12 protein-coding genes are annotated in these 12,372 nt (G+C 46.0%); 9 read left to right on the top strand and 3 right to left on the bottom strand.

Annotation, left to right across the window (positions count from 1 at the left end):
• The coding region (locus RID53_RS05050; protein WP_446387080.1) for a transposase at nucleotides 1-400 on the top strand (400 nt) is incomplete at its 5' end.
• A gap of 212 nt (nucleotides 401-612) precedes the next feature.
• On the opposite strand, the gene RID53_RS05045 is transcribed toward RID53_RS05050, so the two are convergent.
• From RID53_RS05045 to RID53_RS05035, 3 genes are all read right to left on the bottom strand, one after another.
• Nucleotides 613-1,476, bottom strand: coding sequence for a Uma2 family endonuclease (locus RID53_RS05045; RefSeq protein WP_446387079.1), 864 nt, complete (start codon nucleotides 1,474-1,476; stop codon nucleotides 613-615).
• Nucleotides 1,477-1,798: 322 nt separating this feature from the next.
• Nucleotides 1,799-3,955, bottom strand: a complete 2,157-nt coding sequence (locus tag RID53_RS05040) for a Tex family protein (protein ID WP_446387084.1) — start codon at nucleotides 3,953-3,955, stop codon at nucleotides 1,799-1,801.
• Nucleotides 3,956-4,307: 352 nt separating this feature from the next.
• A complete protein-coding gene (locus RID53_RS05035; RefSeq protein ID WP_446387078.1) occupies nucleotides 4,308-4,601 on the bottom strand; it encodes a hypothetical protein in 294 nt (97 codons plus the stop codon).
• 38 nt (nucleotides 4,602-4,639) lie between these two features.
• Here RID53_RS05035 and RID53_RS05030 point away from each other — a divergent pair, with 38 nt between their 5' ends.
• From RID53_RS05030 to arsB, 8 genes are all read left to right on the top strand, one after another.
• On the top strand, nucleotides 4,640-5,299 hold the full coding sequence (locus RID53_RS05030) for a DUF2834 domain-containing protein (RefSeq protein WP_446387077.1): 660 nt from the start codon (nucleotides 4,640-4,642) through the stop codon (nucleotides 5,297-5,299).
• A gap of 134 nt (nucleotides 5,300-5,433) precedes the next feature.
• Nucleotides 5,434-6,396 carry an arsenosugar biosynthesis arsenite methyltransferase ArsM gene (gene arsM, locus RID53_RS05025; protein WP_446387076.1) on the top strand — a complete coding sequence of 321 codons (963 nt, stop codon included), beginning with the start codon at nucleotides 5,434-5,436 and terminating at the stop codon, nucleotides 6,394-6,396.
• Nucleotides 6,397-6,681: 285 nt separating this feature from the next.
• A complete protein-coding gene (locus tag RID53_RS05020; RefSeq protein WP_446387075.1) occupies nucleotides 6,682-6,882 on the top strand; it encodes an XRE family transcriptional regulator in 201 nt (66 codons plus the stop codon).
• Nucleotides 6,883-6,996: 114 nt separating this feature from the next.
• The gene (locus RID53_RS05015) at nucleotides 6,997-7,323 is read left to right on the top strand and encodes an ArsR/SmtB family transcription factor (protein ID WP_446387083.1); all 327 of its coding nucleotides are present in this window, start codon (nucleotides 6,997-6,999) and stop codon (nucleotides 7,321-7,323) included.
• A gap of 237 nt (nucleotides 7,324-7,560) precedes the next feature.
• Complete coding sequence (locus RID53_RS05010; RefSeq protein ID WP_446387074.1) at nucleotides 7,561-8,589, top strand: PstS family phosphate ABC transporter substrate-binding protein; 1,029 nt, start codon at nucleotides 7,561-7,563, stop codon at nucleotides 8,587-8,589.
• 82 nt (nucleotides 8,590-8,671) lie between these two features.
• Nucleotides 8,672-9,682, top strand: a complete 1,011-nt coding sequence (locus tag RID53_RS05005) for an ArsJ-associated glyceraldehyde-3-phosphate dehydrogenase (RefSeq protein ID WP_446387073.1) — start codon at nucleotides 8,672-8,674, stop codon at nucleotides 9,680-9,682.
• A 51-nt stretch (nucleotides 9,683-9,733) separates the two neighbouring features.
• Nucleotides 9,734-10,999: an organoarsenical effux MFS transporter ArsJ gene (arsJ, locus tag RID53_RS05000; protein ID WP_446387072.1), complete on the top strand. Its 1,266-nt coding sequence runs from the start codon at nucleotides 9,734-9,736 to the stop codon at nucleotides 10,997-10,999.
• Between the two features lie 150 nt (nucleotides 11,000-11,149).
• The gene (gene arsB / locus RID53_RS04995; protein ID WP_446387071.1) at nucleotides 11,150-12,301 is read left to right on the top strand and encodes an ACR3 family arsenite efflux transporter; all 1,152 of its coding nucleotides are present in this window, start codon (nucleotides 11,150-11,152) and stop codon (nucleotides 12,299-12,301) included.
• The last annotated feature ends 71 nt before the right edge of the window (nucleotides 12,302-12,372 follow it).

Raw genomic sequence — 12,372 nt, 5'->3', positions numbered from 1 at the left:
TCATGTCGTCACATCTTTACCTCCTTCTCAAATTACGCCTTCTCAACTTTATACTAAACAATATTGTCCGAGAGGAGAAATGGAAAATCGGATTAAAGAACAGCAATTAGACTTATTTGCTGACCGAACTTCTACCCAAACTTTTCAAAGTAATCAACTTCGACTCTGGCTATCTTCAATGGCGTATGTTTTAATGCAAGCATTTCGTTATCACGGTTTGAATAAAACTTTTTTGTCCAAAGCAACTGTCGGAACAATTCGCCTCAATTTTCTTAAATTAGGAGCGATAATTATGGTTAGTGTGAGAAGAATTGTTATTGCTATATCCAGTTCTTGTCCTTATCAAGAGATTTTAGCTATTGCTCATTCCAGAATTCAAGCTATTCCCAATACTTCTTAAGTTTTCGGCTTCCATAACAACTAAATTATTTTTGAGGTGACTGAATCTTATTTCAGTCGTTTTTGTCGTAGAAACTTGGCGCGAGCAACTAAATTTTAGTGGAAAAAACAGGCAGGGATTGGCAATTTTAGAATAATTTTGTTTGATAAATTGGAATTTTTATATTCTTCTTTAAAAAGCTCAACTTTTAAGCGGCAAATTGACTTATAGAATTAGTTTGTGAGAAATGCGGGATTACTCATGGAGTTAATGTCCTCAATCGGTAAACCTAAGACTTCTGCTATTTGATTGGCGGTTAATCCCATAGCGAATAACTTGGGAATAGCTTCTCTTCGGGCAATTTCTGCTTGTTCAGCCCGTTGTCTTTCTTGTTCAGCCCGTTGTCTTTCTTGTTCAGCTCTCTCACTTCCAGTTAGGAGTAAATTACCCTCACTATCCCACCAGCGCAACCAAATTTGAGTTTGATTTTGATAGGTTCCTTGGAGTAATCCCAATTCTATACCTAAAGGTTCAATGGGATAATGGTTTCGTTGGTTCGGGTTCATCAGGCGGTAGGAACCATTAACGAAGTGATAAACCTCTAACTGGTTCGTCTTGATTTCAAAAATACCATAGTAAGGAATCCGGAGAATCTGCTCATAAACCCAAAACTTACCCGGTTTCGTTTTTTGTCCTTGGGAGGAGCGAGATAATGGCGTGCGATCGCGTTCTTCGGAACCATCCCCACTGGCAAATTCTAAAGCAATTATTGGTGCAATAAATTCGTGCCAAATTACATAAGAACGGCGAATTTGACCGTCTATTTTGGGGGGAACATTGGGGACATAAAACCAATCGGGAGCTTCTGCTCCTTTTTCCGGGGGTTCTGTTTGTCGCCAGTAGATGCCACAATCTTGTCCAATGGCATATTGTCCATCGGGATGAATTCTTTCTAGAACGGGTCCAAGGGAGTCTGTGAGAATAAGGCTTTGGGGATGCTCCTGAAAATTCTTCACGAATTCGCCATCTGATTCAGGAAGTTGGGTATGATCCGGGAACGGAGGAGGTAGAACATTGGGTTCTAGGCTCTGAGTCATGGGAATTGCGTCTGCGATCAGATTGCCCTATTATAACGATTGTCTGCGATCGCCGCCGTAGAGATGTTCCGGTGGAATGTTTCCTTATCATGAATCCCGGCAACGGGATTGAAACTTGAGAGTCGATGGTGGGTTACGGCGGATACCTCATTAAACGGTTACTTCCCTAATGGAATATCCGCCTAACCCACCCTACAGGCTATGGGCTACTTGATAGGAAACCCGCGCCGGCGGGTGCAAGGCAAGTGTAGCTGCGGTTACCCTACGGGAAGCCGCTCCGCGTCTACAACCGCCTAATATCGGTTCGCGATCGCAAAATCTATTACCTCTGTTGCGCCGCACGCATGGATAAGCCAATTCGCTTTAACTTCTCATCCACAGAAAGAACCCGCACATTTACAACTTGTCCCACTTTGACAATTTCTTTGGGATCTTCCACAAATCGATCCGCTAGTTGGGAAATATGCACCAACCCATCCTGATGCACGCCAATATCGACAAATGCACCAAAATTTGCCACATTCGTAACAATTCCTTCTAACTCCATTCCCTCTTTTAAGTCAGATAGTTCCTTTACGCCTTCCTTAAATGTGGCATATTTAAACTCAGCACGCGGATCACGTCCCGGCTTTTCTAATTCCCGGATAATGTCTTTCAGGGTGGGTAAGCCAACTGTATCCGTCACATATTTCTTTAAATCAATAGATTTGAGCCGATCGGCGGCTTTAGGGATTTGTTTCAAGGGAACCCCAATATCTTTCGCCATGGCTTCCACGACGGGGTAACTTTCCGGATGCACGGCGGTATTGTCTAGGGGGTTATCGCCACCGCGAATTCTCAGGAATCCGGCGGATTGTTCAAAGGCTTTGGGTCCTAATTTGGCGACTTTCAGCAGACGGCGGCGATTGGGAAAAGCGCCATTTTCATTGCGATAGGTGACGATATTTTTGGCAATGGTTGGAGTTAAACCTGACACAAAGGTTAATAACTCTTTCGATGCTGTATTCAGATCCACACCCACATAGTTCACACAACTTTCTACTGTGTCATCCAGCTTCTTTCTAAGTAACTTTTGATCCACATCATGCTGGTATTGTCCCACGCCAATGGATTTGGGATCAATTTTCACCAATTCCGCCAAAGGATCTTGTAAACGGCGTCCAATACTAATCGCCCCGCGCACGGTAACATCTTGATCCGGAAATTCTTCTCGCGCTACATCACTCGCCGAATAGATAGACGCACCCGATTCATTTACAATCACGCTAATCGGTTTCCGATCTAGGGTTTTAATCACATCCCCGACAAACTCATCGGTTTCCCGCGATGCTGTACCATTGCCGATCGCGATTAATTCGATCTGGTATTTTTCGATTAGGCTTTTGACTGTGGTAGCCGCTTGGGTGGGTTTTCCGGTATGGGGAAAAATAGTTTGGTATTCCATAAACTTCCCCGTTTCATTTAACACCGCCACTTTACATCCGGTTCGCAATCCCGGATCAATGGCTAAGGTGGGTTTCATTCCCGCTGGCGGAGAAAGTAGGAGTTCTCGTAAATTAGCTTCAAAGGTTTTAATCGATTCAAAATCAGCATACGCCTTACGATCTGTCCGCACTTCCGTAATTAGGGAATTTTTCATTAAGCGGTTAAAGCCATCATGCAGCAGATCCCGATAAAACTGCCGCACTTCTGGAATTTTCGTGCGAATCGTTTCTGATTCTAAATACGACTGAACAAACTCTTGATCAAAGTCCAGATTCAGGCTTAAAATTCCCTCACTTTCCCCGCGAAATAATGCCAGCATATTATGCGGCGCAATATCCTTTGCCTTAATTTGGAAGTTGCGGTACATTTCATATTTGGTACTGCCTTCGGGATAATCGTCTTTAATCTTGGAGACAAATCGCCCATTTTTCATTAAATAGTCGCGCAGGTAAGCCCGAAATTCAGCAGTTTCGGCAACTTCTTCGGCGAGGATATCAGATGCTCCTTTCAGTGCATCAGCAGCAGTTTTAACTCCCTTTTCTTCATCAAGATAATTGGCGGCTTCTGCTTCTAAGGAGACAGGTTTGGCGGTGGGAGTATTCAGGGATTTAATCCATTCAGCCAGAGGTTCTAATCCTTTTTCCCGCGCAACGGTGGCTCTAGTGCGGCGCTTGGGACGATAGGGGAGGTAAAGGTCTTCTAACTCATTTTTCTGGAAACAGGACTCTATTTTCGCCTTCAGTTCATCTGTCAATTTCCCTTGAGACGCGATCGCCTCCAGAATCGTGGCTTTGCGTTCTTCGAGTTCACTCAGGTAAGCGTAGCGTTCTGCGATCGCGCGAATTTGGGTTTCATCTAGAGAACCAGTGCGTTCTTTCCGATAGCGGGAAATAAAGGGAATCGTAGCGCCCTCGGCTAAAAGAGACAGGGTATTTTCCACCTGATTGGCGGAGAGGGAAAGCTCTTGTGCTAGGACGGAGGGAATATTCAACATCGGGTCTTTGTTATTCGTCATTCGTCCTTTGTCATTTGTCATTTGTTATCCTCACCAAGCGCCAAGTAAGCGATGTTTATGTAAGGGTTTGATGACTCTTGACAGAACGTAATCTAGTTAAGTTGACGGACTTAGATTTGCTATTATAGCTTAAATCCTTAAATCAGTTGTCGATATCATAGTTATCCGTGGTTATACCAATAAGCTGTTTTACATTTAAACCTTAATGTCAATAATGACGATATCCTTGGTATGCGATCATCTTTCTCGCTACCCATTCCCAATTTAAATGCGTGACAGCTTATCTCGACTTTGAAGTAGCCGGGTATCTAATTTAATAGTGAGAGGATGATCACTTCCAGTGTAGCGATCGCGAACTGATCCGTTGACCCAACACCCGGCTGGGAAAACAAAGCAACTCCAGCCAAATCAGTTTCAGGTAAAACGCCTGTCTGTATTGGGCAAATAGTTTAATTTTCTGCCATAAAAGCAATAATTGCAGTTTCAGCCGCACGGTGAATTCCCTGGTTAGCATGACTCTGGTGGTGTTGTCGTGATTACCGATGATTACCGTTTTACCGCAAAAAATGCCCGGGCGCGATCGCAAAAATGCCAACCGCCCCAGTGAATTTATGTGATAATGCACAAGATACCCGGTGGACTCGCACTTCACATCATTACCTTATGCTCAGACAACTTGGTTTTTGGATACTCTGGGTCAGCTTTCTCGCTTATGCCTTTCTGTTTGCGCCTCCCCAGCAACCCGACACCTTTGACCTGATTACCAATCTTTCCACAGGCAACTGGGATGGGATTAATCCCCTAATTATTGCCCTATTCAACATCATGGGCATACTACCGCTAGCATACGCCTGCTTGGTGTTTATTGATGGACGGGGACAGAAAATTCCCGCGTGGCTTTTTGCTACCGTCTCCTTTGGTGTAGGCGCGTTTGCGTTACTCCCCTATCTCGCCTTACGTCAACCGAATCCCGAATTTCCCGGTTCAAAAAATATCTTCTTGAGTATTCTCGATTCCCGTTGGTTAGGTGCTGTTCTCACCCTCGGCACTGTAGCACTCTTAGGCTTTGGTATACTTAACGGTGATTGGGCAAACTTTATCCAGCAGTGGCAAACCAGTCGTTTTATCCATGTGATGAGTTTGGACTTTTGCCTATTGTGCTTGCTTTTCCCGGCACTGGTGGGTGATGATATGGCACGACGCGGCTTAAATAATCCCACCCTATTTTGGGCAGTTTCCCTAATACCGTTAATTGGTTCGCTAGTCTATCTGTGTCTGCGTCCTCCTCTTCCCGACACCGAGGAAGTTATGGCGACAGCATAAAGTTTAGCGGATTCTCAGCAAAAACTAATTCAACCCCAGTTTAATACCCTCAGACAAAGAATGCTGACAGCATAAATCGTCATCGAGTCACCCATGACCAATGACATAAGACCAATGAAAAACAACAAACACTTATGACGTATCTAGAAACAACCGCAGAATTCTACAGTGAAGTCGCCCAAACCCCGGAAGTGGGGTTATGTTGTGTGCAGAGTTCTCCCCTGCAACTCCCCGGATTGAAAATTCCCCAGCAAATGCAAGAAATGAACTATGGTTGTGGGACAACGGTTCATCCGGCGGAACTGATAAACGAGCCAACGGTACTTTATGTAGGCGTGGGTGGCGGTTTAGAAGCCCTGCAATTTGCCTATTTTTCCCGGCGTCCTGGTCGTATCATTGCCGTTGATCCCGTCCCAGCCATGCGGGAAGCAGCGACTCGTAACTTAGAAAGTGCTGCTCAAGATAATCCTTGGTTTAATCCGAGTTTTATTGACATTCGGGAGGGCGATGCCTTTAATCTCCCTGTACCCGATGCTTCGGTTGATGTTGTTGCTCAAAATTGTCTATTTAATATCTTTGAACCCGAAGATTTAACGAAAGCCTTACAAGAAGCCTATCGGGTGTTAAAAATTGGCGGACGCTTGATTATGAGTGACCCCATCGCCACCCGTCCGATTCCTGATCATTTACGCCAAGATGAACGGTTACGGGCAATGTGTTTATCAGGGGCGTTGACTTACAACGAGTATATTAAACATCTGGTTCATGTTGGGTTTGGTCAAGTGGAAATCCGGGCGCGGCGTCCTTATCGGTTGTTGGATTGTCAAAGTTATCAGTTAGATGAACCTTTGCTGTTAGAAAGTTTAGATTCTGTGGCATTTAAAGTGCCAATTCCGGAAGATGGCGCTTGTATTTTTACCGGAAAAACGGCGATTTATCAGGGAAATAAAGACGTTTTTGATGATAACGCGGGTCATGTTCTGCAAAAAGGTGTTCCAGCGTCGGTGTGTGATAAAACAGCCGCTAACCTGGCGATGTCAAAGGATATCATGATTACTGATTCCACCTGGCATTACACTGGCGGCGGTTGCTGTTAAAGAAATTGAGGTGAATCAGGCGCACGTTAGTTATTGGTGTCAATGTGTCAATGTAGAGACGCGCCATGGCGCGTCTCTACTTGGGGTAAACGCGCGATCGCATCCTTTGTGCATGCTTTCAATTCAGAGGGTTAAGCGAGTATTTGATCCGAAGGATTGGTGGGTTACGGCGGATATCTAATTAAATGGCTATGTTTTGAAATTGAGTACCGCCTAACCCACCCTACCAATGTATACAAAAATGAGACATTTACGAAATTATTTGCCTCTGACACCATAAGGGGCATGGGAAAAGCAGGAAAAGCACTGAAACAGGTTCTGGAAACCTACGAGATCACTCAAAATCGATTAGCTGTGGCGATGGAAACGCGGCGTTTTAATGTAGGGCGCTGGTATCATGAACAAATCGATCCCACAGGGGATACGATCGCTGATATTGTCACCGCCTTAAAGAAACTCAATCCAGATGCGGCCAGATGCGGCTGAAATGTTTGTTGAACTGTATTTAGGTCAACTGCTTAAGCCTGATGAATAGCTTTCAAAAGCACGTCTCTACCTTGAAACCGGGCTAAAATTAAGGGGATGTTTCAAGAAAAGTTGATGCAAGTCACCGCCTCCCCGACCAATCTGAGCCTGATTACCTCTAGCTTCCATGCTCTATCTGATCCGATTCGGATCAAGCTACTGGAACTGTTGCGAGAACAGGAACTCTGTGTGTGCGAACTCTGCGAAGTGCTGGAGGTGAGTCAGTCGAAGTTATCGTTTCACTTGAAAACTCTCAAAGAAGCCAACTTGGTTCGCCCCCGTCAGGAAGGGCGTTGGGTTTATTACAGCCTGAATTTGCCTCAATTTGTGCTGTTAGAACAATATTTGGCAGACTACCGCCGCTTTAGCCCAATTTTATCCGCTCGTCCCTGTGCGGATTAATACCTGGGGTTCAAGGGCGTAGGGGTGTAGAGACGCGCCATGGCGCGTCTCTACAATTGTTTGGTATCAACTTTTTTTGGAGTATTGCTATAATCAGCCTTCTGCCCTCTGTCTCCTGCATCCTAGCTCCTGCCTCCTGCATGACATCGCCTCAATCTGGGATATAAGGGCTTGACAAATCAAATTTTTTTGAAATGATAAAAGTAATCCCATAGTTCTAGAAGGGGGTCGAGTTCAATGAAGGTTATCCCCAAACCCAAAATCCTGCCACAGACAAAATTGGCGCTAATTGGAATGGTTACGGCACTCCTGGGTGCTTGTTCCCAAGTCCAGTCGCAGTCGCCCCAACCGATTGATATTGATGGTTCGAGTACGGTGTATCCGATTACGAAGACTGTTGCGGAGGCATTCAAAGCTACAACAAAAGCACCTGTCAATGTCACCGTGGGCTTTTCAGGTACAGGGGGTGGGTTTGAAAAGTTCTGTGCTGGCGAAACCGATATTAATGATGCCTCTCGCCCGATTCAAACTGATGAGATGGCAGCTTGCAAACAAGCAGGGGTGGCTTACATTGAACTCCCCGTTGCCTTTGATGCGATTACCGTTGTCGTCAATCCCGAAAATGATTGGGTAGACCGTCTCACGGTGGCAGAATTGCAAAAAATCTGGGCACCCGAAGCCCAACGCCAAATCACCCAATGGAATCAAGTCCGGGAGTCTTTTCCCCAGAAACCGTTAAATCTATATGGTCCGGGAACAGATTCTGGTACGTTTGATTACTTTACCGAAGCCATTGTCGGTGAAGCTGGGTCGAGTCGTAGCGATTATACCGCCAGTGAGGATGATGAAATCCTGGCACAGGGGGTGAATCAAGACCCCAATGCATTGGGCTATTTTGGTTTAGCTTATTACGAAGCGATTCCAGATAAATTAAAAGCGATCGCGGTCGATAGTGGCAAGGGGGCTGTATTCCCGTCACGTCAAACCGTTGAGGCGGCTGACTATCAACCCTTAGCCCGACCGTTGTTTATCTACGTTAACGCGGCGGCTGCCCAGAAAAACCCAGCGTTAGCAGAATTTGTGGCGTTTTACCTGGAGAACGCCCCAGAAATCGTTAGTTCGGTTGGCTATGTGCCGTTACCGGAAGAGGGATATCACATGGCGAACGTACATTTCTTTCAAAACAAAGTCGGCACAGTCTTTGACGGCAAAGCTGAATTCAATCTCACCATTGGTGAGTTGTTACGCAAACAAAAAACGTTTTAACCATTAGCAGTTGCCGTTTGATTCATTTCTCTGAAGAGGAATACCAAGGCATCTAAGAAGCTTATTGATGGAGTAAAGTTGTATGACCAAGGTTGCAATTAATGGGTTTGGACGGATAGGTCGATTAGTGTTGCGAGCCGCTTGGGCTAGGCCCGAGCTGGACTTCATCCACATCAACGAAGTCAAAGGAGGAACGGCAGCCGCCGCTCACCTGCTCAAGTTTGACTCAGTACACGGACGCTGGGAACTAGCCGTAGAAGCCGAAAGCGAGACACAAATTCTCATTGATAGACAACCTCTTAGCTTTAGTGAGTACCAGACTCCTGGTGAAGTTCCTTGGGATGAACTTGGCGTAGATATCGTTCTAGAATGCTCCGGCAAATTCCGCACCCCCGAGCTGCTCGATCCGTACTTCAAACGCGGCGTGCAGAAGGTTATTGTGGCAGCTCCCGTCAAGCAAGGAGCACTCAATATCGTCTACGGCATTAACGATGATCTCTATGCACCTGCTAAACACCATTTGTTAACAGCGGCTTCCTGCACCACCAACTGCCTCGCTCCGGTTGTAAAGGTGATCCATGAAGGACTAGGGATCAAGCATGGGGTGATCACCACCATCCACGACACAACCAACACCCAGACGATTGTTGATGCGCCCCATAAAGATCTACGGCGAGCACGGGCAACCAGTTTATCGTTGATTCCCACCACAACCGGATCAGCAACGGCGATCACCCTCATCTATCCCGAATTGAAAGGTAAGCTGAATGGCTTGGCTGTACGTGTACCGCTGCTGAATGCATCACTGACAGACTGTGTGTTTGAAGTAGAACGCCCCACCACAATCGACGAGGTGAATCAATTGCTCAAGAGCGCCTCTGAGGGGGAACTCAAAGGCATTTTGGGCTACGAAGAGCGTCCTTTGGTATCCATCGACTATAAAGATGACCCCCGCTCGTCCATCATTGATGCCCTTTCAACCATGGTGGTGGATGGGACTCAGGTGAAGATTCTCGCCTGGTATGACAACGAGTGGGGTTATGCGAACCGGATGGCTGAACTGGCTCGCAAGGTGGCGGCTTCGTTAGCGTAATCTATCTCTTTAAGGCTACAGCTACATTATTAATCACAATCCTAACGACCTATGGCATCTCCTACAACGTTCGACAAAACTGGAGTTCGTAATTATGCTCTCGTGACGGCAGCCTATTGGGGGTTCACCATCACCGATGGGGCACTGCGGATGCTGGTGCTGCTCTACTTCTACACGATTGGTTATTCGCCCTTTGAAGTGGCGATGCTGTTTCTTTTATACGAAATCTTTGGTATTGTCACCAATTTATTCGGCGGTTGGATCGGGTCTCAGTTTGGTGTAAAGTTGACTCTCTACGGAGGGATTGCTCTACAAATTGGAGCATTGCTGATGATGACTCCTGTGAATGAGTCCTGGGCACTTGCCTTGGCGATCCCCTATGTGATGGTAGCACAGGCTATATCAGGCATTGCCAAAGACTTAACGAAAATGAGTTCCAAAAGTGCTATACGTCTGGTCATTCCGCAAGAGGCTCAGTCATCCTTATTCAAATGGGTTGCCATTCTCACTGGGTCGAAGAATGCTCTCAAAGGTGTAGGCTTTTTTGTCGGAAGTGTCCTGCTTGCAGCATTCGGCTATATCAATGCGCTGCTGATTCTGGCAGGTGGACTGTTCTTTATTCTACTATCGAGTCGGTGGTTGCCGTCGGGCATGGGCAAGATTAAGGCAAAGGTAAAGTTTCGCCAGCTCTTTTCTAAGAGTCGAGAAATCAACATTCTTTCAGCGGCACGGTTCTTTCTATTTGGTTCACGGGATGTCTGGTTTGTGGTAGGTCTACCCGTGTTTCTCCACGGCGAATTGAACTGGACCTTTGAACAGGTTGGTGGATTTCTCGCCATTTGGGTGATTGGGTACGGTATTGTTCAATCCCTTGCCCCAACATTGCTGAAGCATTTTGGTTCAGGGAAGCCTCCCCAAGCCAGCACGATTCGCTTCTGGACAGGATTTTTGACGGCAATGCCTGCGGCGATCGCCTTGGCTCTGCAAACAGGTCGTCCCCCCGGACAAACTATTGTGATTGGTTTGATGACATTTGGTATTGTCTTTGCATTTAATTCGGCGGTGCATTCCTACCTGGTGCTGGCTTTTACCGAAGATGACAAGGTAGCGCTGAATGTGGGTTTCTATTACATGGCGAATTCTGGTGGACGGTTAGCGGGAACCGTGCTATCGGGTCTCATCTTCCAGTTTTATGGATTGGTGGGCTGTTTATGGACATCGGCTATTTTTGTTTTGCTAGCAGAACTCATTACCTTGAAACTACCAAACCCCAAGCCCGGTCGAGAGATTGGCTGGAAAGCTGGAGGAGGTCACTAGTGCAGCGCGGCTTCAAATACTAACCAGTCAACAAGCTCCTTAAAAGCAGCTACCTTATTTATGTTCCTTATAGCCTTCTGCCATCTGCCTTCGGACTTCTGCCTTCTTGTACTAGGTGAAGGTTCACAGGCTGAGGGGTAATTGATTCCCATGAGTACCAATTCATCTCACACCACACCATCACCACCCCAAGTTGGGGGTCAACTTAGTTTCTTTGAAAAATATCTCACCGTTTGGGTGATATTGTGCATTCTCGCGGGTATTGCCCTAGGCAAATTATTTCCCGGTGTAGCGGTGACACTGGATACCATGAGTATTTATCAGGTATCTATTCCTATCGCCATCTGCCTGTTTTTCATGATGTATCCGATTATGGTGAAGATTGATTTCACCCAAGCAAAACGGGCAGTGCGTGCGCCCAAACCGGTGATTTTAACCCTGGTGGTCAATTGGTTAATTAAACCGTTCACTATGGTGGTTTTTGCCCAGTTTTTCCTGGGTTGGTTGTTTCAGCCTTTGCTATCGGAAACTGAGATGATTCGCGGCACAGAAGTTGTCTTGGCAAATTCTTACATCGCTGGGGCAATTTTATTAGGCATTGCCCCTTGTACAGCGATGGTTTTGATGTGGGGATATCTGTCTTACAGTAATCAAGGACATACCTTGGTGATGGTGGCGGTGAATTCGTTGGTGATGTTGTTTCTGTACGCCCCATTAGGACGATGGTTATTAGCGGCGAATAATTTAACTGTACCCTGGCAAACCATTGTGTTATCGGTGTTGATTTATGTGGGGTTGCCGTTGGCGGCGGGGATGTATAGTCGATATTGGATTTTTAAACATAAGGGGAAAGAATGGTTTGAACGGCGATTCATTAAATATCTGAGTCCGATTTCGATTGCGGCGCTGTTAATTACGCTGGTTCTGTTATTTGCCTTTAAGGGAGAACTGATTATTAATAACCCGCTGCACATTTTGCTGATTGCTGTACCGTTGTTTATTCAGACCAATTTTATCTTCTTTATTGCTTATGTGGCGGCGTTGAAGTTGAATTTGGCGTATGAAGATGCTGCACCTGCGGCATTAATTGGGGCGAGTAATCATTTTGAAGTGGCAATTGCGACGGCGGTTATGCTGTTTGGGTTGAATTCGGGGGCGGCGTTGGCGACGGTTGTTGGGGTATTAATTGAGGTGCCTGTGATGTTGATGTTGGTGGAATTTTGTAAGCGAACGGCGATGTGGTTTCCCCGGGAACCGGAGAAGGCAACATTGCGTGATCCGCGTTGTGTTAGCCCTTACTAATCATTCTCCGTGCCATTGTTTATCCAAATAACAAATGATATGAGCTAATAACAGACTTCCCTTGTCCTTAA

The organism is Coleofasciculus sp. B1-GNL1-01 (genome assembly GCF_040220235.1).
Taxonomy (GTDB): domain Bacteria; phylum Cyanobacteriota; class Cyanobacteriia; order Cyanobacteriales; family Coleofasciculaceae; genus Coleofasciculus.
This window is presented reverse-complemented; position numbering and strand designations above follow the sequence as displayed.

Excerpts from the sequence above, each read along its gene's own strand:
- RID53_RS05045 (WP_446387079.1), bottom strand. The coding sequence starts at position 1,476 with ATGACTCAGAGCCTAGAACCCAATGTTCTACCTCCTCCGTTCCCGGAT.
- RID53_RS05040 (WP_446387084.1), bottom strand. The coding sequence starts at position 3,955 with ATGTTGAATATTCCCTCCGTCCTAGCACAAGAGCTTTCCCTCTCCGCC.
- RID53_RS05030 (WP_446387077.1), top strand. The coding sequence starts at position 4,640 with ATGCTCAGACAACTTGGTTTTTGGATACTCTGGGTCAGCTTTCTCGCT.
- arsM (WP_446387076.1), top strand. The coding sequence starts at position 5,434 with ATGACGTATCTAGAAACAACCGCAGAATTCTACAGTGAAGTCGCCCAA.
- RID53_RS05020 (WP_446387075.1), top strand. The coding sequence starts at position 6,682 with ATGGGAAAAGCAGGAAAAGCACTGAAACAGGTTCTGGAAACCTACGAG.
- RID53_RS05015 (WP_446387083.1), top strand. The coding sequence starts at position 6,997 with ATGCAAGTCACCGCCTCCCCGACCAATCTGAGCCTGATTACCTCTAGC.
- RID53_RS05010 (WP_446387074.1), top strand. The coding sequence starts at position 7,561 with ATGAAGGTTATCCCCAAACCCAAAATCCTGCCACAGACAAAATTGGCG.
- RID53_RS05005 (WP_446387073.1), top strand. The coding sequence starts at position 8,672 with ATGACCAAGGTTGCAATTAATGGGTTTGGACGGATAGGTCGATTAGTG.
- arsJ (WP_446387072.1), top strand. The coding sequence starts at position 9,734 with ATGGCATCTCCTACAACGTTCGACAAAACTGGAGTTCGTAATTATGCT.
- arsB (WP_446387071.1), top strand. The coding sequence starts at position 11,150 with ATGAGTACCAATTCATCTCACACCACACCATCACCACCCCAAGTTGGG.